This is a genomic window from Kitasatospora sp. NPDC088742, from assembly GCF_055584905.1.
Genome location: NZ_JBVJLD010000005.1, coordinates 111,367 through 134,901, shown reverse-complemented (window position 1 = coordinate 134,901; position 23,535 = coordinate 111,367). Strand labels below are relative to the sequence as shown.

Sequence of the window (23,535 nt, the reverse complement as noted above, 5' to 3'; positions counted from 1 at the left end):
CGGATCAGGCCTCGGCCGGCTTGAGCTTGCGCGCGATGAGTGTGCCGAGCCGGTCGAGGCCGACCACCAGGGCGGCCAGCGCGATGAACTCGAAGGTCAGCTGGACGATCTGGAGCGACACCCAGCCGTAGCCCTTCTCGCCCGGGTCCAGGAAGAAGTACGGGTACTTGACCGGGAAGTGCGGGAAGAGCAGGGCCCGGGCGATGGTCACGGCGGCGTAGCCGAGCGGGAAGGCCAGCCAGAGCGGCAGGTCCTTCCAGCGGGAGGCGTTGCGCGGCTTGAGGCAGAGCCAGTCGCCCAGCACCAGGACGGGCGTGACGTAGTGCAGGAAGAAGCTGGACCACTCCTGCACCAGGTCCTCGCCGTTCACCAGCCCCGGCAGCGGGTTGGCGCCCTTGTTCAGCAGGACGTGCGCCACCAGGCCGGTGATGGTGATGTACAGCGTCACCGCCCCGCGCAGCCGCGGCGCGGGCGCCTCGACGGTGGAGCGCTTCACCATCCAGTACACGGCCCCGAGGAAGTACCCGAGGACGATCACGTTGCTCTCGATGGTGAAGTACACCAGCGAGCTGTTGCTGAGGATCAGCCCGAGCCCGGCCGAGAGCGCGATGGCCGATCGCCACCAGAGGGAGGGGCGGGTCCAGACCGACATGTTGTTCACCAGTTTGTGGTCGAGTGTTGGCAGGGTCGCCGAACTCTACCTGCGGGTAGCCGGACCACGGAAGGTTCCCGGCCGGCGGCGTACGATCACCCCGTGCCCCGCCGCCCGAACTCCCCGCGCCGTCTGACCGCCGACGGCACCGCCTACCTGTGGACGCTGCGACACCGGCACCCGGGGGCGGGCTGCGTGGAGACGCTGACCCTGTACCCGCAGCCCGCCGGCCGTGGCGGCCCGCTGCGCATCGTCTTCGCGGACGGCCCCGACCGGTACGTCCCCGGCGGGGCGCCGATGGGCTCCGGGGACGTCGGGTACGTCCGGGGAGCCGGGTTGAACCTGCATGAGCCGGGGGCGGTCCGGGCGCTGCTCGACACCGCCCTGGCGCAGGGGTGGGAGCCCGGAGGTCCGGGCGCGGACCTCGACGGCTGGTCGTTGCTGGAGGAGGCCGCGGCCCGGCTCTGAGGACCCGTCAGCCGGGTTGGACGAAGCCTTCCCGGTAGGCGGTGATGACGGCCTGGGTGCGGTCGCGGGCGCCGAGTTTGGTGAGGACGCCGCCGACGTGGGTCTTGACGGTTTCGGGGCTGACGACCAGGTGGGTGGCGATCTCGGCATTGTTGAGGCCGGCGGCCATCAGGCGCAGCACCTGGGACTCGCGGTCGGTGAGGCGGCGGGTGCGGCCGTCGGTGCGCTCCAGGCGGCGGGCGGTGGCGAGGTCGCGGATGGCGGCGGGGAAGAGCAGGGAGTCGCCGCGGGCGACCAGGCGGACGGCTTGGACCATCTCGTCGGCGGTGGCCCGCTTGAGCAGGAAGCCGGCGGCGCCGGCCCGCAGGGCGTCGTAGACGTGGTCGTCGTTCTCGAAGGTGGTCACCACCAGGATCCGGGGCGCCGGGTCGAGGGTGGAGACCAGCTGCTCGGTGGCGCGGATGCCGTCCAGCTGCGGCATCCGGACGTCCATCAGCACCACGTCCGGCCGCAACTCCCGTACCAGCGACACCACTTCCGCCCCGGTCGCCGCCTCGCCGACCACCGTCAGGTCCGGCTCGGCGTTCAGGATGGCCCGCAGGCCCATCCGTACCAGCCGCTCGTCGTCGGCGATCACCACCCGGAGCTGCTCCGGTGTTCCGTTCATACGTCCCCCGTTCCCCATGGTCAACTGCTCAGCGGCAGCCGCGCGGTGAGCCGCCAGCGGCCGTCCTCCGCCACCCCTGCCGTGCACGAGCCGTGCAGCACGGCGGCCCGTTCGGCCATCCCGTGCAGCCCCCGGCCACCGCCCGGGCGGCTCGGTCGGTCCGCGCCGACCGGATTGGTCAGCTCCAACTCCAGTGCTCCACCGCACAGTTCGACCCGGAGCTCGGCGGCCACCCGCCCGGCGTGCCGGAGCACGTTGGTCAGCCCCTCCTGGACGATCCGGTAGGCCGCCCGGGAGACCTCCACCGGCACCTCGGCCGTCCCGGGGCCGACCCGGGTGGCCACCGTGACCCCGGCCAGCCCCACCTGCCGCAGCAGGGCGTCCAGCCCGGCCAGGGTGGGGGTGGTGGCGCCCGAGGCGGCCTCCGGCTCCTCGCGGAGCAGGCCGAGCACGGTGTCCAGCTCGGCCACCGCCGCCCGGGCGGTCTCCTCGATCGCCTTGAGCGCCTCGGCGGCGAACCCCGGATCGCTGCGCAGCACCCGCCCGGCGGCCGCCGCCTGGATGCCGACGGCGCTCAGCGCGTGGCCGACGGAGTCGTGCAACTCCCGTGCCAGCCGGTTGCGTTGGGCCAGCTCCAGGGCGCGCTGCTCGGCCGCGGCGAGCCGCTCGCCGGGTGTCGGGCCGAGCAGCACGGGTGCGGTGCGGGCCAGCCAGGCCCCGGCCCCGGCGTTGGCCAGCACCAGCAGCACGGCCAGGGCGAGCCCGATCAGCTGCGGCGGCAGCGGCACCGCGCCGAACAGCCGCTCCACCGCCTCCACGTCGGGGAAGAACACCAGCACGCACACCGCCGGCGGCACCGAGAGCGACATCCCCGAGACCACCCCGCCGCAGAACAGGTGCTGGACGAACCAGGCGGCGGTGCGCCGCCGGGCGGCCCAGGAGCGGGACGGGGTGACCGCCAACTCCCGCTCCCCGGCCAGTCCGAGGGCCCGCGCGGCGGTGGCCTCCAGCACCCGCAGGGCCGGCAGCAGCAGGGCCACCGCGGCGGCCAGCGGCAGGGCCACCGCGAAGGCCTCGAACTGCGCCCAGACGTCCCCGCGCGAGTCGTTCAGCCCCCGGGCGGTGGACACCAGCACCAGGCTGAGCAGCCAGAAGGGCATCAACAGGGCTCCGCCGAGCACCAGGTGCACCCAGCGCAGCGCCGCCCGTCGCCCGATCAGTGCACTCATCGGCCTGACGATACGGCAGCGGCAGCGGCGGCGGCGTGCGCACGTTCGATCAGGATCAGGGCCCCGGTCACCAGCAGCAGCCCGCCGATCCCGGCCTGCACGGCCTCGGCCAGCTGCCCGGCCGGCGGCACGATGTCGGCCCGCTCCGGGACACCGGGCTGGAGCAGCCAGAAGAAGACGTTCCAGGTGCCCCAGGCGAAGACCGCACCGCTGGCCAGCCAGCCGGCCACCAGCACCGGCGCCAACGGGCGCTCCGGGGTGCGGCGCAGGACCACCCGGAGGAACGCGGCGCAGGCGGCCAGCAGCAGTGCGGCGGTGACGGCGTCGATGATCCTGGCCGGGCGGTGGCCCTCCAACAGCCGTAGCGGGAGCGCCAGCCGGCCGCCGAGCGCCCAGTACAGCCGGGCGGCGGCGAGCGGGACGGCCAGTCCGGCGGCGGTGACCACCAGCACCCGCTGGAGGCCGAGGGTGGCGGTGCGGGGCAGCGAGCCGATCCGGTCCGCGAGCAGCGGGGCCCAGCGCTCCCGGGCGTGCAGGGCGAACCCGGCCAGCAGGGCGATCCCCTGGACCGCGAAGCCGCCGTAGACCACGGCGAACACCCAGGGCTGGAGCCAGCTCTGCGCGTCGATCGAGGACTCGGTGCCGAGCAGCAGTTCGGTGCCGAAGATCAGCGGGAGTTCGATCAGCAGGGAGCCCAGCAGGCCGCTGCCGACCCAGGCCGGGAAGAGCAGCAGCCCGGACGGGATCCGCCGTCCCCAGGGGCGGACGAAGGCCAGCGCCAGCACGACGGCCACCGCGTCCATGGCGAAGGTGACCAGGTTGGCGATCCAGAGGGCGTCGGAGTGGGCGAGCTCGGCGTCGGGGCCGAAGCCGACCGTACTGCCGAACAGCCAGAGCGACTTGAGGGTCAGGTACGGCACGGTGGCCGCGACGGTGAGTGCGCAGATGCCCCGGCGCAGGGCGCCGGACGGGGTGAGGTCCATGACCCCACCCTCCCGTCCGGCGCACCGTCGGCACGTCCTCCGTGATCAGGAACCGGCTCCCCCCGCAGGGGGAAGCGGCGCTACTCCTGAGGGAGGGTCACTCCTGGGGAAGGGTCACCCCGCTGGCGCGGAGCATCTCCTCGCGCTCCACCACCTTGACCCGCTCGCGCTGCTGCGGCTCGCCGAGCGCCTTCTCGTACGCGTCCAGCAGCTTCCAGCCGTCCCAGGTGGTGTACGCGACCTGGTTGGCCGTCAGGTGCTCGATGACGGCGTCCTCCTGCGGGGCCTCCGGGCTGCGCAGCGCGCCGGCGCGGAAGTCCTCGATCAGGCAGGCCACGGTCTCGTTGGCGTCGCCCTTGGTGTGGCCGATCAGGCCGACCGGGCCGCGCTTGATCCAGCCGGTGACGTAGGTGGAGGGCAGGTGGTGCCCGGCCTCCATGACCCGGCCGGCCTCGTGCGGCACGGTGCCGGAGACGGCGTCCCAGGGCAGCTTGGGCAGCTCCTCGGAGAGGTAGCCGACGGCGCGGTAGACCGCGCCCAGGTCCCAGTCGGTGTACGCGCCGGTGCCCTTGACGTTGCCGGTGCCGTCCAGCTCGGTGCGCTCGGTGCGCAGGCCGGTGACCTTGCCGTCCTCGCCGAGCACCTCGACGGGGGACTCGAAGAAGTGCAGGAAGAGCTTGTGCGGGCGCTCGCCCACGTCGCGGATCGCCCAGTTCTCCAGGGTGGCGGCGACCATGTCGGCCTGCTTGTTGCCCCGGCGGGTGGCGATCGAGCCCTCGTCGTAGTCGATGTCCTCGGGGTTGACGATGACCTCGATGTTCGGCGAGTGGTCCAGCTCGCGCAGCTCCATCGGGCTGAACTTGGCCTGGGCCGGGCCGCGGCGGCCGAAGACGTGGACCTCCAGCGCCTTGTTGGCCTTGAGGCCCTCGTGGACGTTGGCCGGGATCTCGGTGGGCAGCAGCTCGTCGGCGGTCTTGGCCAGGATGCGGGCCACGTCCAGCGCGACGTTGCCGACGCCGAGCACCGCGACCTTCTCGGCCTCCAGCGGCCAGCTGCGCGGCACGTCCGGGTGGCCGTCGTACCAGGAGACGAAGTCGGCCGCGCCGTAGGAGCCGTCCAGCTCGATGCCGGGGACCTTCAACTCGCGGTCGGCCATCGCGCCGGTGGAGAAGACCACCGCGTCGTAGAAGCGGTGCAGGTCGTCCAGGCTGAGGTCGGTGGGGTAGTCCACGTTCCCGAACAGGCGGATCTGCGGCTTCTCCAGCACCTGGTGGAGCGCGGTGATGATGCCCTTGATCCGGGGGTGGTCGGGGGCGACGCCGTAGCGGATCAGGCCGAAGGGTGCGGGCATGCGCTCGAACAGGTCGATCGACACACCGGGGTCGGCGGCGACCTCGGACTTCATCAACGCGTCGGCGGCGTAGATGCCGGCCGGACCGGCTCCGACTATGGCCACTCGGATGGGGCGGGACATACGTGCATCCTTCGGCTGGGCAGCGTTGACCGCCAGGGTCCCCGACGGTTCACGGTAAGGCTACCCTTCCTCGATCTATGGCCCCATAGGGACGATCTATGTCCATCAGGTGCGGTGGTGCAGACCACTCTGCCGTGGTCTCCTGCGGATTTCGCCGTTCCTCTGGACGGTATATTCAACTCACCGGTATATGTAGAGACATGACGGACCGTTCGATGCAGGAGCCGACGCTGCTCCTGCTCACCGCACTGGCCGATGCGCCCCGGCACGGGTACGCGCTGCTCCAGGAGGTCACCGTGATCTCCGGGGGCCGCGTGAAGCTCCGCGCCGGGACGCTCTACGGGGCCCTGGAGCGCCTGCTCAAGCAGGGGCTGGTCCAGGTGGAGGGGGAGGAAGTGGTGGACGGGAGGGCGCGGCGCACGTTCGGGCTCACCGAGGACGGGCGGGGGGTGCTGGAGCGCGAGGCCGAGCGGCTGCGCGCGGTGGTCGCCGAGGCCGACCGGCGGCTCTCCTCGGCTCGTGGCACCAAGCTGAGCCCGGGGTACGCCTCATGAGCGACTTCGGGGTACGGGCGGCGATGCGCATCCATCCGGCGGCCTACCGGCGGGCGCACGGTGAGGAGTTGACGGCGGTGTTCGCGGACACCACTGCGGGGAAGGGGAGTTGGTCTGCCCTACGTGACCTGGTAGATCTGGCCGGGCACGGACTGCGGATGCGACTCGGGCTCGGGTCCGACCGGACACTGGCCCAACTGGCTGCCCTGGCAGCGCCGTTCGCGGGGGTGGCGGCGGTGTCGGGTGCGCTGGCGGACGAGGTGGGGACGGTCGTCCGCGACCAGTACCTGCCCATCGGCATGGGCTGGCGCCTGTCGCTGCCCCTGGACACCCTGATCGGCTTCGGCTACTGGCTCAGCCAGGTCGGTCTGCTCCTCCTGCTGGTGGTGGCCGTCGCGGCCGCCGCCGGCCGCTGGTCCACGGCCCGGCTGCTGGCGCCCGTGGGCCTGGTGGCGGTCGTGGGCCACGTCGTGGTCGAGTCGCTGCTGTCGACGAGCTGGGCCTACGGAGACGGTCTCCGGCTGCTCGCCAGGATGGCGGCCTGGTACGCGCCGCAGGTGATCTGGCTGCTGATCCTGATGGCCGCGCCCCGGGACCTGCTCGGGCCGCCGACCAAGGGGCGGCTGCTGACCTCGCTGGCGGGCCTGCTGGTCGGCGGCGTGCTGCTCAACACCGCGCTCGGGCTCGGCCCGTTCCGGCAGGTCAACTACGGGACCCCGAGCGAGGTGCTGGCCGCGGTGCTCGGCGTGACGGAGCTGACGCTGCTCGCCCTGGCCGTACCCGCGCTGCTGCGCGGCCGGTCCGGCCCGGCGGCCGCGGCCCTGGCCGGGGCGCCGGTGCTCTGCCTGGCGGTGCTGTCGGCCGCCAGCAACCTGTGGAACTCGGGGAACCACGCGCTGGCCGCCGCGCTGATCGTGGCGTTCGTGCTGCTCGCGGTAGCGCTGTTCCGCTGGCGCCCGGGCTTCCTCGACCGACGCCCGCCCACCGCCCGGTAGACCGCCCAGCAGACCGACCGCACACCGGAGGCCCCGCCGTTCCTGGCGGGGCCTCTTCGCGTTCCCTGAAAGGTGAGAAGCCGTCAGAACAGCAGACGGGCTTCGCGGTGGGTGTGGGACTCGATGCCGGAGGCCGCCTTGAGGATGAGCTCGTGGGCCAGGTTGGAGCAGGCCCGGGCGGCGGCCAGCTCCTCTCCGACGGTGGAGTCGGGGGCGTCGTCCGGGTTGCGGCGGGCGATGCCGAGGCCTCGGATGCCGGGGGCGCTGAAGCCCTCCAGCGAGGCGGTGCAGGTGGTGCGGTTCTCGTCCTCCTCGAAGACGAGTGCGACGTTCCACTGGTTTCGCACGGTCGGTCACCTCATTCCGGTGAGTTGTTCAAGGCCCAGCCTCCGCCCGCGTGCGGCTGATTTCAAGGCGAGCGGGTGGCCGGCCGAACCGGTGGCGCGACCCGGGCGCGGAAGCCTTGTTACCGCCCGGTCACTTGTCTATCATCGCGACTGTGACAGCCCCACTGTCAAACACGAGAGGACGGCCGGTGGACGGGACGACCAACCGCGGACCGCTCGCCGGGGTACGGGTGGTGGAGCTCGCCGGGATCGGGCCGGGCCCGTTCGCCGCGATGCTGCTCGCCGACCTCGGCGCCGACGTGGTCCGGGTGGACCGCCCGGGGCCCGCGGTGCTGGGCCCCGCCCCGGAGCACGACCTGACCAACCGGAACAAGCGGTCGGTGCTGGTGGACCTCAAGGCCCCCGAGGGGCCCGGCCAGGTGCTCGACCTGGTCGAGCGCGCCCACCTGCTGATCGAGGGCTACCGCCCGGGCGTCGCCGAACGCCTCGGCGTCGGCCCGGACGCCTGCCTGGCCCGCAACCCCGCGCTGGTCTACGGCCGGATGACCGGCTGGGGCCAGGGCGGTCCGCTCGCCCAGCGGGCCGGGCACGACCTCGGCTACACCGCCACCGCCGGGGTGCTCGGCCTGGCGGGCCCGGCCGACGGCCCGCCCGCCTGGGCGGCCAACCTGCTGGGCGACTACGCGGGCGGCTCGCTCTACCTGGTGGTCGGCCTGCTGGCGGGCCTGCGGCACGCCGAGCTCACCGGCACCGGCCAGGTGGTGGACGCCGCCATCGTGGACGGCGCGGCGCACCTGACCACCATGCTCTGGGGCCTGCTGGGCGCCGGGCTCTGGCAGGACGGACGCGGCGTCAACCTGCTGGACGGCGGCGCCCCGTGCTACGCCACCTACCGCACCTCGGACGGCCAGTACATGGCGGTCGGCGCGTTGGAGCCGCAGTTCTGGGCCGAGTTCACCCGGCTGCTGGAGCTCCCGGCCGACGCCCCCGGCCAGTACGACCAGCCCCGCTGGCCCGAGCTGCGGGCCGCCGTCGCGGCCCGCTTCGCCACCCGCACCCAGGCCGAGTGGACCGAGGTCTTCGAGGGCACCGACGCCTGCACCTCCCCGGTGCTGACCCTCGGTCAGTCCGCCGCCCACCCGCACCTGGTGGCCCGGGGCACCTACCTCACCGAGGGCGGCGTCACCCAGCCGGCCCCGGCACCCCGGTTCTCCGCCACCCCGGGCTCGGTGCACCGCCCGCCCGCCCGGCCCGGCGCGCACACCGAGCAGGTGGCGCGCGACTGGGACGTCAAGAGCCTTCAGATCCCCTCCAGTTGAGAGCAGGAGCCGTGCAGCGCGAGATCTACACCGAGGAGCACGAGGCGTTCCGCGAGACCGTCCGCGCCTTCCTGGCCAAGGAGGTGCTGCCGCACCACGACCGCTGGGAGAAGGACGGCATCGTCGACCGCTCGGCCTGGCTGGCCGCCGGGCGGCAGGGCCTGCTCGGCCTGGCCGTCGAGGAGGAGTACGGCGGGGGCGGCGAGCCCGACTTCCGCTACCCGGCCGTGCTGGCCGAGGAGTTCACCCGGGCCGGGGCCAGCGGCCTGGCGATCGGCCTGCACAACGACATCATCGGCCCCTACCTCACCCAGCTGGCCACCGAGGAGCAGAGGCGCCGCTGGCTGCCCGGCTTCTGCTCCGGCGAGCTGGTCACCGCGATCGCGATGACCGAGCCCGGCACCGGCTCCGACCTCCAGGGCATCACCACCCGGGCCGAGGACAGGGGCGACCACTACCTGCTGAACGGCGCCAAGACCTTCATCTCCAACGGCATCCTGGCCGACCTGGTCGTGGTGGTCGCCAAGACCACCGAGGAGGGCGGCGCGCACGGCCTCAGCCTGCTGGTGGTCGAGCGCGGGATGCCCGGCTTCGAGCGCGGCCGCAACCTCGACAAGATCGGCCAGAAGGCCCAGGACACCGCCGAGCTGTTCTTCCAGGACGTCCGGGTCCCCAAGGAGAACCTGCTCGGCGAGGTGGACCAGGGCTTCTTCTACCTGATGCGCAACCTCGCCCAGGAGCGCCTGGCCATCGCGGTGGCCGCGATCGCCGGCGCCGAGTACCTGGTGGAGATCACCACCGAGTACGTCAAGCAGCGCACCGCCTTCGGGCGCCCGCTGGCCAAGCTCCAGCACATCCGCTTCGAGATCGCCGAGCTGGCCACCGAGTGCGCCGTCACCCGGACCTTCGTGGACCGCTGCATCACCGAGCACAACCGCTGGGCGCTCACCCCGGTGGACGCCTCGATGGCCAAGTGGTGGGCCACCGAGCTGCAGAAGCGCACCGCCGACCGCTGCCTCCAACTGCACGGCGGCTACGGCTACATGACGGAGTACCCGGTCGCCAGGGCGTTCACCGACGGCCGCATCCAGACCATCTACGGCGGCACGACCGAGATCATGAAAGAGATCATCGGCCGCTCCATCCTCGGCTGAAAGGCACTCACATCGTGACCACCGAAGCGTACGTCTACGAGGCGATCCGCACCCCGCGCGGCCGGGGCAAGGCCAACGGTTCGCTGCACGCCACCAAGCCGATCGACCTGGTGGTCGGCCTGATCCACGAGATCCAGCGCCGCCTCCCCGGCCTGGACCCGGCCGCGATCGACGACATCGTGCTCGGCGTGGTCAGCCCGATCGGTGACCAGGGCTCCGACATCGCCCGGGTCGCCGCCATCGCGGCCGGCCTGCCGGACACCGTGGCCGGTGTGCAGGAGAACCGCTTCTGCGCCTCCGGCCTGGAGGCGGTCAACATGGCCGCCGCCAAGATCCGTTCGGGCTGGGAGGACCTGATCCTGGCCGGCGGCGTGGAGTCGATGAGCCGGGTGAAGATGGGCTCCGACGGCGGCGCCTGGTTCGCCGACCCGATGACCGCGTACGAGACCTCCTTCATCCCGCAGGGCGTCGGCGCCGACCTGATCGCCACCATCGAGGGCTTCTCCCGCACCGACGTGGACGCCTTCGCCGCCGAGTCCCAGGCCCGGGCCGCCAAGGCGCAGGCCGACGGCCTGTTCGACCGCTCGGTGGTGCCGGTCCGCGACCGCAACGGCCTGGTGGTGCTGGAGCGCGACGAGTTCATCCGCCCGGGCACCACCGTGGACACCCTGGCCGGGCTGAAGCCCTCGTTCGCCGCGATCGGCGAGATGGGCGGCTTCGACGCCGTCGCGCTGCAGAAGTACCACTGGGTGGAGGCCATCGACCACGTCCACCACGCGGGCAACTCCTCCGGCATCGTGGACGGCGCGGCCCTGGTCGCGATCGGCTCCAAGGAGGTCGGCGAGCGGTACGGGCTGCGCCCGCGCGGCCGGATCGTCTCGGCCGCCGTCTCCGGCTCCGAGCCCACCATCATGCTCACCGGCCCCGCCCCGGCCACCCGCAAGGCCCTCGCCAAGGCCGGGCTGACCGCGGCCGACATCGACCTGGTGGAGATCAACGAGGCCTTCGCCGCCGTCGCCCTGCGCTTCGTCCGCGAGCTCGGCTTCCGCCCGGACCAGGTGAACGTCAACGGTGGCTCGATCGCGCTCGGCCACCCGCTGGGCGCCACCGGCGCGATGCTGATCGGCACGGTGCTGGACGAGCTGGAGCGCCGCGACCAGCGCTACGGCCTGGTGACCCTGTGCGTCGGCGGTGGCATGGGCATCGCCACCGTCATCGAGCGCATCTGACCACCCGACACTTCTGGACTTCTGGAGACCCTCTCTCATGACTTCCGTCACCCCCATCCGCTGGGAGCAGGACCAGGCCGGTGTGGTCACCCTGGTGCTCGACGACCCGGACCAGTCCGCCAACACCATGAATGCCGCCTTCACGGCCGCCTTCGAGGAGACCGTCCAGCGCCTCAAGGACCTCGCCGACCAGGGCGGTCTGCGCGGCGTGATCATCACCTCCGCCAAGAAGACCTTCTTCGCCGGCGGCGACCTGCGGCTGATTTCCGCTGCTCAACCAGAGGACGCCCAGCGGGTGTTCGACAACTCGATGCGGATCAAGCGCTCGCTCCGCACCCTGGAGACGCTCGGCAAGCCGGTGGTCGCGGCGATCAACGGGGCCGCCCTCGGCGGCGGCCTGGAGCTGGCGCTGGCCTGCCACCACCGGATCGCGCTGGACGCGCCCGGCAGCAAGATCGGCCTGCCCGAGGTGACGCTCGGTCTGCTGCCCGGCGGTGGCGGTGTGGTCCGCGCCGTCCGGATGTTCGGCATCACCGACGCGCTGCTGAAGGTGCTGCTGCAGGGCCGCCAGTACCGTCCGGCGCAGGCGCTGGAGATCGGCCTGGTGGACGAACTGGTGGCTGATGCCGACGAGTTGCTCGCCAAGGCGCGCGCCTGGGTGGAGGCCCACGAGACCGCCGTCCAGCCCTGGGACGTCAAGGGCTACAAGATCCCCGGCGGCACCCCGTCCACCCCCGCCTTCGCCGCCAACCTGCCCGCCTTCCCGGCCAACCTGCGCAAGCAGATCAACGGCGCCCCCTACCCGGCCCCGCGCAACGTGCTGGCCGCCGCGGTGGAGAGCTCCCAGGTGGACGTGGACAACGCCTTCGTGATCGAGGCCCGCTACTTCACCGAGCTGGCCTGCGGGCAGACCTCGAAGAACATGATCAAGGCGCTGTTCTTCGACATGCAGGCCGTCAACTCCGGTGCCAGCCGCCCGGCTTCGCCGCCGAGGCGGAAGGCCTCGAAGGTCGCCGTGCTGGGCGCCGGGATGATGGGCGCGGGCATCGCCTTCTCCTGCGCCAAGGCCGGGCTCACCGTCTTCCTCAAGGACGTCACGGTGGAGGCCGCCGAGCGCGGAAAGGCCTACTCCGCCGCCCTGTTGGAGAAGCAGGTGGCCCGCGGCCGGATGACCGCCGAGGACCGGGACGCCTTCCTGGCCCGGATCACCCCCACCGCCGAGGCCGCCGACCTGGCCGGCTGCGACACCGTGATCGAGGCGGTCTTCGAGAACACCGAGCTCAAGCACAAGGTGTTCCAGGAGGTCCAGGGCGTGGTCGCGCCCGACGCGCTGCTCTGCTCCAACACCTCCACCCTGCCGATCGGCCTGCTCGCGGAGGGCGTCGAGCGCCCGGCCGACTTCATCGGCCTGCACTTCTTCTCGCCGGTCGACAAGATGCCGCTGGTCGAGATCATCCGGGGCCCGCAGACCGGCGACGAGGCATTGGCCGCCGCCTTCGACCTGGTCCAGCAGATCAAGAAGACCCCGATCGTGGTGAACGACTCGCGCGGCTTCTTCACCTCCCGGGTGATCGGACAGTTCATCAGCGAGGGCGTGGCGATGGTCGGCGAGGGTCTGGAGCCCGCCTCGATCGAGCAGGCCGCCGCCCAGGCCGGCTACCCCGCCAAGGTGCTCTCGCTGCTCGACGAGCTGACCCTCACCCTGCCGCGCAAGATCCGCGACGAGGCCCGCCGCGCCGTCGAGGAGGCCGGCGGCGAGTGGCCCGGCCACCCGTCCGACGAGGTCTTCGACCGGATGGTCACCGAGTTCGACCGCCCCGGGCGCAGCGGCGGAGCGGGCTTCTACGACTACCAGGACGGCAAGCGCACCCGGCTCTGGCCGGGCCTGCGCGAGCACTTCACCCGCCCCGGCGCGGAGATCCCGTTCCGGGACATGCAGGAGCGGATGCTGTTCGCCGAGGCGATCGACTCGGTCCGCTGCCTGGAGGAGAACGTCCTCACCACGGTGCCGGACGCCAACGTCGGCTCCATCCTCGGCATCGGCTTCCCGGCCTGGACCGGCGGCGTGCTCCAGTACATCAACGGCTACCAGGGTGGCGTCGGCGGATTCGCCGCCCGGGCCCGGGAGTTGGCGGCCGCCTACGGAGCGCGCTTCGAGCCCCCGGCGCTGCTCGACCGGATGGCGGCGGAGGGCCGCACCTTCTGAGCCTTCTGACGCCCGCTCGGGGCCCGGCCGGTGACTCCAGCAGTCACCCGCCGGGCCCCTCGGGTTCGCGCAGCGCGCTCGGGCTGTGCCCGGACCACCGCCGCACCGCGCGGCGCAGCGCGCGGGCGTCGGCGTAACCGGTGCGCGCGGCTATCGTCTCGGTGCTCAACTCCGTGGTCCGCAGCAGCTCCAGGACGCGCAGCCGGCGGGCGGACTGCAGCTCCTCGCGCCAACTGGTCCCGTGCTCGTCCAGCCGGCGCTGGAGGGTGCGCGGGCCGATCGACAGCCGCTGCGCCACCGCGGCCAGGTTCGCCCCGCCCTCCTCCCGCTCCGCCGCCGCGAGTGCGATCCGGAGCAGGTCCAGCCAGCTGTGCAGCGGGACGGCGGTGGTCACGCTCTGCTCCGCGTGTGCCCGCAGCACGGCCGAAAGCCCCGGCTGGGCAAGGGGGTTGGCGGCCGTCAGATCGGCGGCGGCGAAGGTGACCGAGGAGATCGGGGCGTCGAACTCCACCGGCGCCCCGCCGTAGAGCTCGCGCAGCGACCGGTGCCGGCGGGGAGCGCGGGCGGCCAGCGCGACCCGGAGGGGGACCAGGTCCCGCCCGGTGGCCTCGGAGAGCCGGCGGCGGAACAGGCCCATCGCGAAGGCCCGGATGGCGGCGGCGGTCTCGTCGGTCAGGTCGGCCTCGTTGGCGTGGGTGATCACGATCTCCCCGCCCTCCGGACCGTCCGCCTCGGTGATCCGGACCTCCTCCGTCCCGGCGTCCGCGATGGCGGCCAGGTGCGCGGAGGCGTCCCGCAGTCCTGCGAGCGGGGTGGCGGCGGAGGTGATCAGGTAGTCCCAGACGCCGTAGCTCCCGAGCCGCGACTGCCGCGTCATCGCCTGCGCCACCTCGGTCCACGGGACCTGAGTGACCATCAGCTGCCAGATCCGGATGTTGGTGGCGGCCGGGGTCCGGTAGCGGTCGTCGGTGAGGTGCTCCGGCTCCATGCCCAGCAGTTGGCCGTACTGCTCCCGGTCGACGCCCAGCAGTTCGGCGCAGCCGGCGTTCACCCTGGTGAACGCCGAGGGCGTGGTCCCTTCGTGCGGCTGTGACGGCATGGGAGCCGAGCATAGCCAGCCCGGCGTTGGCGTGCGGGGTCCGGTGGTTGACGCCTTCGGTCCTCGGTTCCGCCGCCGCGATCACCTAGCGTCGTGACGGGCGTCCCCCCAGCCGCCCACCACGAGAGGCCCTCCTCCCGGCCCCGACCCCCACCGGGCCCGGACGGAGGGCCCTCCTCGTTCCGCCTCGCTGACCCCGGCCGGCCGGCCGGGCGCGGAGTTCCGAGTAGCGCAGCGGCCCGTCCGCGAGGGCGTTGACGGTGAGGCTGACCCACTTGTCGCCGATCCGCTCCAGCAGGTGGCGGGCCGGGCACTCGGCCGGGTAGGCGTCGTAGCGGGCCCGTTCGGCGGCGCGGCGCTGGGCGGCGGTCATGGTGGGCACTGGCTCTCCTCCCGGCGCGGTACGCACCTCGGGGTGCGTCCTTACCCGGGGAGCGTGACGGGCCTTGGCGTCGGCGGCAGTTGGTGATCGGCCCGTGGAGGGGAGTGGCAGTGCGTGCAGTCGTCATCCGTACGTTCGGAGGTCCGGAGCGGCTCAGGGCGGAGGAGGTGGAGCCACCCGGGCCCAAGGCGGGGAGGCGGACCGGGAGCAGCTGCTCGGGCTGGGCGCGGAGTGGTTCGTGCCCCGGGGTGGCGGAGAACTCGCCGAGCAGGTACGGGAGTTGGTGCCCGGTGGGATGGACGGGGCGTTGGACGCCGCGCTGCTCGGGGTGGAGGCGCTCGGGGCGGTCCGCAACCGGGGTGCCTTCGTCGCGCTCTCGGCCGGCCGCGCCCCGGTCGGCCTGCGCGGCATCCGGGTGGCCCAGGTCTGGGTGGCCGCCGACGCGGTGGCCCTGGCCCGGCTGAGCGCCCTGGCCGCCGACGGCCGCCTCGCCCTCCGGGTCGGCACCGTCCTCCCGCTCGCCGAAGCGGCCGAGGCCCACCGTCTGCCGGCCCGCCCGGGACGGCGAGGTGCGGTGGTGCTGGTGCCGTGACTTCTCAGAAGGCCCGAGCGGGGCGATAATCGGGCCTACCGCACGGCCGGTCAAGGCCGCGCGGACCGGGGGCTCGGGGGAGTCAGCATGTCGTCCAGGCAGCGCCGCAAGCGCATTCGACGTGTCCGTGCGGCCAGGTACGAGCGGCTCCACCGCTCGCGGCGTGGGCCGGAGGCCGTGGCGGTGGGGGCGGCCGCGGCCGTGGGGGAGTGGAACACCCCCGCGCTGGTCGCCGGGGCGTTCGCCCTGGTCACCCTGCCGGCCCCGCTGCTCGGCCTGGTGGGCGCCGTGGCGTCCGCAGTCATCGCCCTGTCGGAGCCGGAGCGCAGGAGCCTGCGCGGCACGTTCCTGGCCTGGGCCGCGCTGGTCCTCGCCCCGGTGTGGGTCGGCCACCTGCTGCTCAGCGGGAGGCTGTTGCTGAGTCCCACCGCTGACCTCGCCGGACTCGGGGTCGGCCGGTGCTACGACCGCACCACCGCGCCGGACCACCTGACCAGCCGTCAGGTACTGCCGGTCCCGTGCACGGAGCCGCACGAGGGCGAGGTCTACGCCGCCGTCCGGCTGCCCGGCAGCTTCACCTATCCGGGCGGGGCGGTGCTGCACCGCCAGGCGGCCGAGCGGTGCGCGCAGTGGCGGGCCGAGCACGGCAATCGGGTCGGTGAGCTGCGCACCGAAGTGCCCGTCAGCAAGAACTGGTCGTTCAACACGGAGCGGAGGGCCGTCTGCCTGGTCGAATGGCCCCGTTGAGGCGGTGCCCGCCGGTCAGGGTTCGCGGCGGGTGAGCTCCTCGGCCAGCGAACGCTGGAAGGCCGTCACCAGGGCCTGGACGACCATGGGTTGGATCTGTTCGGTCAGGCCCTTCATCCGCTCCAGCTCCTGCTCGCTCGGCTCGCTCTCCCGGTACGGGCGCCAGACCGTGTCGCGGAACAGGCGGTGCAGGTCGTGGGCGGTGGCCTGGCTGTGCAGGCGGACCACGGCGCGGGCGGCGAGCAGGGTCTCCAGCGGGATGGGGACGTCCAGCACCCGGACGCCGAGCGGCAGCATGCCGGGCTCGATCTTGAAGAGCTCCGGGTCCTCGGTGCGGTGCACCGCACCCATCGCGGCCAGCCGGTCCACGTCCTCCTCGGAGAGCTCCCGGCCGACCCGGCGGCCCAGCTGCTCGCGGGTCGCCTCCTCGGCTGCCTCGGGGGTCCAGGAGGCGACCAGGCCGCGGTGGAACGCGAGGTCCAAGGAGCCGATGTCCTCCGGAAGTTGGGCCAGGTAGCGCTCGATCGCGGCCAGCGTCAGCCCCTGCCGCTGCAGCTCCTCGATCAGCTCCAGCCGCCCCAGGTGCTCCGCCCCGTACCACCCCACCCGCCGCGGCCCCAGCTCCGGCGGCGGCAGCAGCCCCTTGGTGCTGTAGAACCGCAGCGTCCGCACCGTCACCCCGGCCCGCGCGGCCAACTCGTCGACGGTCATCTGCGACGGTGCCGGCGCTGCCATGGGGGGCCTCCTGCTCGGATCGGGACGCGGCAGTACCGCTGTGACAGCAGTAGTGTCCCATTCGGGGCGGGCCGGTGCCGAGCAGTGGGGTTCAGGTTTCGGCCACCTGGGCGGCCCGCACCACCACGGCCGCCGCCCTGCGGACCGAGTGACCCACCGTCCGGTCGATCGGGTACGCTCGCGCAGCCGTTCGACCGCCGGCGGCGCATCCAGGGGGAGCACAGCAGTGGAGACTTCGGGCTTTGCCCGTCCGGACGGTTCGGACCACGACACGGCGGAGCCGAACCCCTTCGCCGCACCGTCCGTGCAGGCGGGCTTCGCGCCGCCGGGGCTGCCCGGGCAGCCCCGGCGGGGGCTCGGCCGGGGCGCGCGGATCGCCCTCGTGGTGGCGGTCGGCGCCGTCCTCGGGGCGACGGTGCTGGCGGTGACCGTGGGGCCGAGCCTCCTCCGGGGGTTCCGCGAGGGCTTCCAGGAGGGGGTCCGCGAGGCGGGGCCCCGATGGGAGCCCGGTCAGTGCCTGCGCGGCGACCGGGAGAAGCCGCAGCGGGGCGAGGAGGTGCCGTGCTCCGAGCCGCACCGGACCGAGGTGTTCGCCCTCTTCGACCTGGACGTCCCCGACTACCCGGGTAACGAGGAGCTGGGCCGGATGGCCCTGGCCCAGTGCCGCCACCGGCAGTTCGACTACACGCTCGACCGGCTGTCCATCCCGAACGGGACCAGGGTCGGCGTGCTGCACCCGACCCCGGCCAGCTGGAAGCTCGGCGCGCGGGGCGTGCTCTGCCACTACATCCTGCCGGGGCCCCGGCAGGGTGCCATCGGCAGGCCGACGAGCGCCTACCAGCCCGACCAGTACGGCTACCTGGAGGCCGAGCGCGGGGTCAACCGGGCGCTCGCGCAGTGGCCGGACCAGGACGCCGCCCAGGCCCCGGCCCAGTACCGGGAGCTCGCGGCGGACGTGGCCAAGGCGCTGAGGGTGGAGTCGGACCTGCTGCAGGGCGTGCACTGGGGCGACGCACCGAAGGAGCGGCTCGGTGCGCTGCGGGCGGAGCTGGAGCTGCAGGCCCAGCAGGCCGACCGGGCGGCCGCCACCACGGAGACCGGCCAACTGGTCAAGGAGATGGACAAGTTGAGGCTCTTCGGCCAGGCCGACTCCCGGTTCCGCTCCGCCCTGGGGCTGCCGCTGGTCCAGGAGGAGTGGGCCGAGGCCTGATCAGGCGGAGAGCAGCTCCGGGTGGTGACGCTTCGTCACCTCGGGGTGGGCCCTCGCGTAGCCCTTGAGTTCGTTCCGGCCGAACTCGGCGAAGAGCGGGTTGGCCGGGTCCTGGGTGGCGCCGGGGGCGTGGTGGGCGTGCGGGAAGTCGAGGGGCTCGATGTGGGCGTCGAGGCGGGGGTTGTAGAAGAACGGGACGGAGAACCGCTCGCGTGCCCCGGGCGGGCTGACCACCCGGTGGCGGGTGGCCTTGAGGTAGCCGTCGGTGGCGACCTCGAGGAGCTCACCGAGGTTGACCACGAAGGCGCCGGGCATCGGCGGGACGGCGAGGAAGGTGTCGTCGGGGAGCAGGACCTCCAGCCCGCCGACGGTGTCCTGGAGCAGCAGGGTGATGAAGCCGTAGTCCTTGTGCGCGCCGACGCCCTGGCCCGCCCCGTCCGGGGCGGTGCCGGGGTAGCGGACCAGCTTGAGCCGCAGGTGGGGGTGGCCGGCGAAGGCGTAGTCGTAGAAGTCGGGGCGGGCGCCGATCGAGGCGAGCAGCTCGTGCAGCAGCTTGGCGGCGACCTTGCCGAGCTGGTCGATCCAGTTGAGCGCGGCGGGGCGGAGCGCGGGGAGGGCGGGCGGCCACTGGTTCGGGCCCTCCAGCCACCAGTAGGGCTGCTCCTCGGGACCGGGCACGTGCGGGGGCAGCTCGGCGCCGATGTCGAGCTGGTCGCGCCAGTCCTGGCTGCCGCCGGTGCGCTCGGTGCCGGTGCGGGTGTAGCCGCGGTAGTGCGGGGAGTTGAGGTTGCTGACGGCCAGTCGGTCGGCCTCGGGGAGGGCGAAGAAGGCGTGCATGGCGTCGGTCAGCTCGGTGGTCTCGGTCGGCGTCACGCCGTGGCCGACGAGCTGGAAGAAGCCGACCTCGGTGGCGGCCGCGCGCAGCGCGTCGTGCAGCCGGGACCGGTCCTCGGCCGAGCCGTCGGCGAGGGAGAGGTCGATGACCGGAAGACTCGTGAGGTGCGCTGTCATTGCCTGCCGTCCGTGATGAGTGCCGCTGGTACCGGACACAGCACCAGGCTAGTGCGGGTTTGTTCCGCTGAGGGGGTTGACCTGTCCGGAAACCGGAGGAGACTTGTGTGTACACCCCGGGAACACCGGACGGGTCGCCCCGCCGGCCGAGACGTCGGCCCCCCGCGCGATCAGGTCCAAGCCCCCCCGGTCAGGCCCCCGGCAACTCCATCCGGGCGCGGTTCCGTGAGCGACGGCCACGGATCCGGCCGACGGACGGAAGTACCGGGGACTGCGCTGTCCGGGGCCGGTCGTCAGGAGTGGGGGAAGGGGCACTTCGCCGGGGCCTCGGCTTCGAAGGTGCCCAGCTCGCTCAGCCGGTACCCGTTCGGGTAGCCGCGGACCTGCCGCCCGTCCCGGGCGAAGTGCGGTGTCCGGCGGGCGGGCAGCAGTTGGACGAAGCGGCCACGCAGCCGCATCCCGGCCCGGACGGCCCGGCGCAGGGCGGCCGGCGGGGCGGGGTAGCCGAAGGCCTCCCGCAGCGGGTCGTCGAGCAGGGTCTCGAACTTCCGGTAGATCTCCGGGACGTCGCTCAGGCCCCATGTGGCGGCCGAGCTCGCGGTAGTAGTCGACCGAGGCGCGGCCCTGCGGGGAGTCGAAGCCGTGCTCGACCACCGCCTCCAGGATCAGCACGGCGTCGTCGTACCGCTTCTGCGCCCGCCCGGTGAACTCGCCGGTCTCGGCGAGCAACCGGCCGATGCCCGGGAGCGCGTACGTGCGGTCGGACGGCTGGCTGCCGCGACCCTGGGGCGGCGGCAACCGGCCGGTCAAAACGGCGAACTGACGGCTGGTCAGCGTGGTTCGCCGGGGTAGGTGCCGAAGGACCAGAGGTTGCCCTCCGGGTCGCGGACGGTGAAGTCCCGGGAGCCGTCCTTGCCGTAGTCGACGTCGCGCGGTGCGGTGACCACCTCGGCGCCGGCCTTCACGGCGCGGGCGAAGAGGGCGTCCGGGTCGCCGGTGACCACCACGTAGGCGCCGAAGGTGCCGGGTCGCAGCGGCCACGGGTCGTCGTCGCCGCCCCGGACGGAGCCGAGCATGATGCCGCCGCCGGCCGGCCAGGAGAGCTGGGCGTGGTGGACGGTGTCGCCCTCGGCGTAGACGGCGGTCTCCTCGAAGCCGAAGGCCTCCACCAGGAAGCGGATCAGGGCGGGTGCGTCGGCCGCGCGCAGGCTGGGCCAGACCTGGGGCGGGGGTGGCTTGGTCATCTGACGTCTCCTCGGGTCGGGATACCTGGAGGAGAGAGTAGGGCGGAGTGCCGCACGGGGGCCGGATGTTCGATTGCCGAGTCCGGCCCCGGGCGACGGTCCGTCAGGAGGAGTGGTCGGGTTCGGCGTCGGGCGCGAAGCTGGCGTAGTACGCGGCGGCCATGTCCTGGTCGCCGTGCCCCTGGGCGGCGGCCCGCTCGAAGCGTTCGGCCGAGGCGGCGGCCACGTCGAGGCGGACGCCGTGCCGGGCGCCGGCCTCGACGATCAGGCGGGCGTCCTTGGCGGCGGTGGTGACGGCGAAGCTGGCCGGGCTGAGGCCGTCGCCGAGGATCAGGGCGGACTTGGCGTGCAGGTAGCCCATGTCCAGCGGGCCGCCGGCGATCAGGTCGAGGAAGTGCTGCGGGTCGACGCCCAGGCCGTGGGAGAGCGCGAGCGCCTCGCCGGCCGCGTTGGTGGCCGCCAGCACCCAGCTGTTGGCGACCAGCTTGAGGCGGGTGGCGGCGCCGCTCGCGCCGTCGTCACCGGTCCACACCGTCCGGGCGCCGACCGCCTCGCAGACCGGCGCCAGGCCGGCCCGGTGCTCGGCGGGCCCGGCGGCCAGCACGGTGAGCTGACCGGCCTCGGCGGGTGCGCGGGTGCCGAGCACGGGGGCGTCGAAGAACACCAGGCCGTGCGCGGCGGCCAGTTCGGCCAGCGCGGCGATGTCGTCCAGGCCCACGGTGGTGGACTGCATCCAGAGCGCCCCGGGGCGCAGACCGGGTGCGGCCTGCGCCATCGCGGCCAGTACGGCCGCGCCGTCGTGCAGCATCGTCAGCACCACGTCGGCGCCCTCGACGGCCTCGGCGGCGGTGTCCGCGATCGCGACGCCGTCGGCGGCCAGCGGTTCGGCCTTGGCGCGGGTGCGGTTCCAGGCGGTGACGGCGTGCCCGGCCCGGGCCAGGTTGCGGGCCATCGCCGCACCCATGATCCCGGTGCCGAGCACACCGACGGTGAGCCGGTCGGACATGACGTTCCCCTCTCGGTCGGTGGTTCCCCGACCGTGAGCATACGTCTGACGGGGCGTCATGATCGGCGTGGGTCAGGCCCGGGCGGCCTCGGCCGGTGCGGGGGCGCCGACGGCCGCGGCGGGGCGGGCGGCCGGGATGGTGGCGGCCACGGCGGCCGCGGCCAGGGCGACGACGGAGCCGATCAGCAGGGCGATCCGGAAGCCGTGCTCGGAGGGGAGCGCGCGGCCGTGGAAGTCGATGGTCAGCTGGGCCAGCACCACGCCCATGACGGCGGCGGAGACGGAGCTGCCGATGGAGCGCATCAGGGTGTTGAAGCTGTTCGCCGAGGCGGTCTCCCGCGGCGGGACGGCGCCCATGATGAGCGAGGGCATCGCGCCGTACGCGAGGCCGACACCTGTGTTGCAGACCAGGGAGGCCAGCAGCAGGCCCCAGGTGGAGCCGAGCAGCAGCTGGGCGGAGCCGTAGCCGAGGGCGATCACCAGGCTGCCGACGGCCAGCGTGACCTTGGGGCCCTTGGCGGCGGAGAGCTTGGCGCCGAGCGGGGCGAGCAGCATCATGGCCAGCCCGGCCGGGGCCATCCACAGGCCCATCGCCATCATCGACTGGCCGAGCCCGTAGCCGGTGGCCTCGGGCAGCTGGAGCAGCTGAGGGACCACCAGGGACTGGGCGTACATGGCGAAGCCGACCAGGACGGACGCGGCGTTGGTGAGCAGCACCTGCGGCCGGGCGGTCACCCGCAGGTCGACCAGCGGGTCGGGGGTGCGCAGCTCCCAGGCACCCCAGAGCAGCAGCAGGGCGAGCGCGGCGGCGGACAGGCCGAGGGTGGTGGGGCTGCTCCAGCCCCAGTCGGAGCCCTTGGAGACGGCGAGGAGGAGGGCGACCAGGCCGGCGCCGAGGCCGAGCGCGCCGGGGAGGTCGAAGCGTCCGGCGTCGGCTGTGTGTCCGGCGGCGGAGTTGACGGAGCGTCCGGCGGGGACGGTGCGGGCGACCAGGACGGCCACCAGCAGGCTGAGCGCGGCGGCCACCCAGAACAGCACCCGCCAGCTGGCGTGCTCCGCGACGGCGGCCGAGAACGGCAGGCCGAGCGCGCCGCCGACGCCCATCGAGGCGCTCATCACGGCGATCGCCGAGCCGAGCCGCTCCGGCGGCAGCAGGTCGCGCAGCAGGCTGATGCCGAGCGGCACGATGCCCATGCCGACGCCCTGGAGACCGCGCCCGACGATCATCGGGAGCACCGAGGAGGAGAGCGCGCAGACCACCGAACCGGCGATCAGCGGCGCGGTGGAGACCAGCAGCATCCGGCGCTTGCCGTACATGTCGCCCAGCCGTCCGGCGACGGGGGTGGCCACGGCGGCCGAGAGCAGGGTGGCGGTGATCACCCAGGAGGCGTTCGAGGCGCTGGTGGAGAGCAGCGCGGGCAGGTCGCCGATCAGCGGGACCACCAGGGTCTGCATCACGGCGGCGACGATGCCGGCGAGGGCGAGCACGCCGGTGACGGCGCGGGGGTGGGTGTTCGCGGGTGGGGTGTCCGGCACGGGGTCTCCTCAGGGCGGCAGATGTCTGTGCACCGTACATCCGATGTGCATCATGCACAATGCATGTACGGTGCACGGGCCGTGGTATACCTGCTGGTGGGAGAGGTGACGGCGGGAAGGAAGCGCGCGATGGAGAGGCCCACTCAGCGGGTCGAGTTCGAGACCATGCTGCTCGGCCGGCACAGCCACCTGAGCCCGCGCGGCAAGCGGGAGGGCGGGCTGGACCGCAGCGCATACATCCTGCTCAGCCGCCTCGGCGTGGAGGGCCCGATGACGATCGGTCAGCTGAGCGAGGCCTTCGGGCTCGACGTCTCCACGCTCAACCGGCAGACGGCGGCGATGACCCGCGCCGGTCTGGTCGAGCGGATCCCCGACGAGGGCGGCGGCATCGCCCGCAAGTTCCGCGTCACGGCGGAGGGCGGCCGGGCGCTGGAGCTGGAGCGGGCGGAGATCGTCGCCGGGCTGGATTCGGTGCTCGACGACTGGAGCGAGGAGGACGTGGCCGCCTTCGCGGGGTACCTCCAGCGGTTCAACGGCTCGATCGAGCGGATCTCCGGGCGGCCCTGGCCCCGGCCCTGACGAGTCGTCACACGTCATCACGCGTCGTCGCACGCCGGCGGGGCGGGCCCCCCGGGGGGGGTGCGGCCCCCCCGAGAACCCCGGGGGTGCGGTGGGAGGCGGCGGGGGGGAAAAGTG

25 protein-coding genes are annotated in these 23,535 nt (G+C 73.4%); 11 read left to right on the top strand and 14 right to left on the bottom strand.

The window, feature by feature from the left end; translation table 11 throughout:
• Window positions 1-4: 4 nt before the first annotated feature.
• The gene (locus tag ACZ6ZR_RS07365; protein WP_465640313.1) at window positions 5-652 is read right to left on the bottom strand and encodes a Pr6Pr family membrane protein; all 648 of its coding nucleotides are present in this window, start codon (window positions 650-652) and stop codon (window positions 5-7) included.
• 102 nt (window positions 653-754) lie between these two features.
• On the opposite strand from ACZ6ZR_RS07365, the gene ACZ6ZR_RS07360 reads away from it, so the two are divergent.
• The gene (locus tag ACZ6ZR_RS07360) at window positions 755-1,120 is read left to right on the top strand and encodes a hypothetical protein (RefSeq protein WP_465640311.1); all 366 of its coding nucleotides are present in this window, start codon (window positions 755-757) and stop codon (window positions 1,118-1,120) included.
• A 7-nt stretch (window positions 1,121-1,127) separates the two neighbouring features.
• Here ACZ6ZR_RS07360 and ACZ6ZR_RS07355 read toward each other — a convergent pair whose 3' ends face one another.
• From ACZ6ZR_RS07355 to ACZ6ZR_RS07340, 4 genes are all read right to left on the bottom strand, one after another.
• Window positions 1,128-1,787, bottom strand: a complete 660-nt coding sequence (locus tag ACZ6ZR_RS07355) for a response regulator transcription factor (protein WP_465640309.1) — start codon at window positions 1,785-1,787, stop codon at window positions 1,128-1,130.
• Between the two features lie 20 nt (window positions 1,788-1,807).
• Entirely contained in the window at window positions 1,808-3,016 is a 1,209-nt protein-coding gene (locus tag ACZ6ZR_RS07350) for a sensor histidine kinase (RefSeq protein WP_465640307.1), read from the bottom strand.
• Window positions 3,013-3,999: a hypothetical protein gene (locus tag ACZ6ZR_RS07345; RefSeq protein WP_465640306.1), complete on the bottom strand. Its 987-nt coding sequence runs from the start codon at window positions 3,997-3,999 to the stop codon at window positions 3,013-3,015. The genes ACZ6ZR_RS07350 and ACZ6ZR_RS07345 overlap by 4 nt, the downstream gene beginning before the upstream one ends.
• A gap of 97 nt (window positions 4,000-4,096) precedes the next feature.
• The gene (locus tag ACZ6ZR_RS07340) at window positions 4,097-5,473 is read right to left on the bottom strand and encodes an FAD-dependent oxidoreductase (RefSeq protein ID WP_465640304.1); all 1,377 of its coding nucleotides are present in this window, start codon (window positions 5,471-5,473) and stop codon (window positions 4,097-4,099) included.
• Window positions 5,474-5,673: 200 nt separating this feature from the next.
• Between ACZ6ZR_RS07340 and ACZ6ZR_RS07335 the strand changes: the two genes are divergently transcribed.
• Window positions 5,674-6,027 (top strand): PadR family transcriptional regulator, encoded by a 354-nt coding sequence (locus ACZ6ZR_RS07335; protein ID WP_465640302.1) that lies wholly within the window; start codon window positions 5,674-5,676, stop codon window positions 6,025-6,027.
• The gene (locus ACZ6ZR_RS07330) at window positions 6,024-7,022 is read left to right on the top strand and encodes a hypothetical protein (protein WP_465640300.1); all 999 of its coding nucleotides are present in this window, start codon (window positions 6,024-6,026) and stop codon (window positions 7,020-7,022) included. The genes ACZ6ZR_RS07335 and ACZ6ZR_RS07330 overlap by 4 nt, the downstream gene beginning before the upstream one ends.
• An 83-nt stretch (window positions 7,023-7,105) precedes the next feature.
• On the opposite strand, the gene ACZ6ZR_RS07325 is transcribed toward ACZ6ZR_RS07330, so the two are convergent.
• Window positions 7,106-7,369, bottom strand: a complete 264-nt coding sequence (locus ACZ6ZR_RS07325; protein ID WP_465640298.1) for a DUF1876 domain-containing protein — start codon at window positions 7,367-7,369, stop codon at window positions 7,106-7,108.
• A gap of 188 nt (window positions 7,370-7,557) precedes the next feature.
• Between ACZ6ZR_RS07325 and ACZ6ZR_RS07320 the strand changes: the two genes are divergently transcribed.
• The 4 genes from ACZ6ZR_RS07320 to ACZ6ZR_RS07305 are packed head-to-tail and all read left to right on the top strand — an operon-like array spanning window position 7,558 to window position 13,277.
• Window positions 7,558-8,688 carry a CaiB/BaiF CoA transferase family protein gene (locus tag ACZ6ZR_RS07320; protein WP_465640296.1) on the top strand — a complete coding sequence of 377 codons (1,131 nt, stop codon included), beginning with the start codon at window positions 7,558-7,560 and terminating at the stop codon, window positions 8,686-8,688.
• An 11-nt stretch (window positions 8,689-8,699) separates the two neighbouring features.
• Window positions 8,700-9,842 (top strand): acyl-CoA dehydrogenase family protein, encoded by a 1,143-nt coding sequence (locus tag ACZ6ZR_RS07315; RefSeq protein ID WP_465640294.1) that lies wholly within the window; start codon window positions 8,700-8,702, stop codon window positions 9,840-9,842.
• Between the two features lie 14 nt (window positions 9,843-9,856).
• A complete protein-coding gene (locus ACZ6ZR_RS07310) occupies window positions 9,857-11,071 on the top strand; it encodes an acetyl-CoA C-acetyltransferase (protein WP_465640292.1) in 1,215 nt (404 codons plus the stop codon).
• A gap of 37 nt (window positions 11,072-11,108) precedes the next feature.
• A complete protein-coding gene (locus tag ACZ6ZR_RS07305) occupies window positions 11,109-13,277 on the top strand; it encodes a 3-hydroxyacyl-CoA dehydrogenase NAD-binding domain-containing protein (protein WP_465640290.1) in 2,169 nt (722 codons plus the stop codon).
• Window positions 13,278-13,320: 43 nt separating this feature from the next.
• On the opposite strand, the gene ACZ6ZR_RS07300 is transcribed toward ACZ6ZR_RS07305, so the two are convergent.
• Both ACZ6ZR_RS07300 and ACZ6ZR_RS07295 read right to left on the bottom strand, forming a co-directional pair.
• Window positions 13,321-14,376 (bottom strand): AraC family transcriptional regulator ligand-binding domain-containing protein, encoded by a 1,056-nt coding sequence (locus tag ACZ6ZR_RS07300; protein WP_465640289.1) that lies wholly within the window; start codon window positions 14,374-14,376, stop codon window positions 13,321-13,323.
• Window positions 14,377-14,461: 85 nt separating this feature from the next.
• Window positions 14,462-14,758: a winged helix-turn-helix transcriptional regulator gene (locus ACZ6ZR_RS07295; protein WP_465640287.1), complete on the bottom strand. Its 297-nt coding sequence runs from the start codon at window positions 14,756-14,758 to the stop codon at window positions 14,462-14,464.
• Window positions 14,759-14,996: 238 nt separating this feature from the next.
• Here ACZ6ZR_RS07295 and ACZ6ZR_RS07290 point away from each other — a divergent pair, with 238 nt between their 5' ends.
• Window positions 14,997-15,350, top strand: coding sequence for a zinc-binding dehydrogenase (locus tag ACZ6ZR_RS07290; RefSeq protein ID WP_465640285.1), 354 nt, complete (start codon window positions 14,997-14,999; stop codon window positions 15,348-15,350).
• A gap of 87 nt (window positions 15,351-15,437) precedes the next feature.
• Complete coding sequence (locus ACZ6ZR_RS07285) at window positions 15,438-16,097, top strand: hypothetical protein (protein ID WP_465640284.1); 660 nt, start codon at window positions 15,438-15,440, stop codon at window positions 16,095-16,097.
• A 15-nt stretch (window positions 16,098-16,112) separates the two neighbouring features.
• Here ACZ6ZR_RS07285 and ACZ6ZR_RS07280 read toward each other — a convergent pair whose 3' ends face one another.
• On the bottom strand, window positions 16,113-16,832 hold the full coding sequence (locus ACZ6ZR_RS07280; RefSeq protein WP_465640282.1) for a MerR family transcriptional regulator: 720 nt from the start codon (window positions 16,830-16,832) through the stop codon (window positions 16,113-16,115).
• Between the two features lie 226 nt (window positions 16,833-17,058).
• On the opposite strand from ACZ6ZR_RS07280, the gene ACZ6ZR_RS07275 reads away from it, so the two are divergent.
• Entirely contained in the window at window positions 17,059-18,042 is a 984-nt protein-coding gene (locus ACZ6ZR_RS07275) for a septum formation family protein (RefSeq protein WP_465640281.1), read from the top strand.
• Here ACZ6ZR_RS07275 and ACZ6ZR_RS07270 read toward each other — a convergent pair whose 3' ends face one another.
• The 5 genes from ACZ6ZR_RS07270 to ACZ6ZR_RS07250 all read right to left on the bottom strand — a co-directional run bounded on the left by ACZ6ZR_RS07270 (window position 18,043) and on the right by ACZ6ZR_RS07250 (window position 22,839).
• A complete protein-coding gene (locus ACZ6ZR_RS07270; protein WP_465640280.1) occupies window positions 18,043-19,053 on the bottom strand; it encodes an isopenicillin N synthase family dioxygenase in 1,011 nt (336 codons plus the stop codon).
• Window positions 19,054-19,346: 293 nt separating this feature from the next.
• Window positions 19,347-19,511 carry a hypothetical protein gene (locus ACZ6ZR_RS07265; protein ID WP_465640278.1) on the bottom strand — a complete coding sequence of 55 codons (165 nt, stop codon included), beginning with the start codon at window positions 19,509-19,511 and terminating at the stop codon, window positions 19,347-19,349.
• A gap of 372 nt (window positions 19,512-19,883) precedes the next feature.
• The gene (locus ACZ6ZR_RS07260; RefSeq protein WP_465640276.1) at window positions 19,884-20,297 is read right to left on the bottom strand and encodes a VOC family protein; all 414 of its coding nucleotides are present in this window, start codon (window positions 20,295-20,297) and stop codon (window positions 19,884-19,886) included.
• Window positions 20,298-20,400: 103 nt separating this feature from the next.
• On the bottom strand, window positions 20,401-21,303 hold the full coding sequence (locus ACZ6ZR_RS07255) for an NAD(P)-dependent oxidoreductase (RefSeq protein WP_465640274.1): 903 nt from the start codon (window positions 21,301-21,303) through the stop codon (window positions 20,401-20,403).
• A 72-nt stretch (window positions 21,304-21,375) separates the two neighbouring features.
• Window positions 21,376-22,839 carry an MFS transporter gene (locus ACZ6ZR_RS07250; protein ID WP_465640272.1) on the bottom strand — a complete coding sequence of 488 codons (1,464 nt, stop codon included), beginning with the start codon at window positions 22,837-22,839 and terminating at the stop codon, window positions 21,376-21,378.
• A 129-nt stretch (window positions 22,840-22,968) separates the two neighbouring features.
• Between ACZ6ZR_RS07250 and ACZ6ZR_RS07245 the strand changes: the two genes are divergently transcribed.
• Window positions 22,969-23,418 carry a MarR family winged helix-turn-helix transcriptional regulator gene (locus tag ACZ6ZR_RS07245; RefSeq protein ID WP_465640270.1) on the top strand — a complete coding sequence of 150 codons (450 nt, stop codon included), beginning with the start codon at window positions 22,969-22,971 and terminating at the stop codon, window positions 23,416-23,418.
• The last annotated feature ends 117 nt before the right edge of the window (window positions 23,419-23,535 follow it).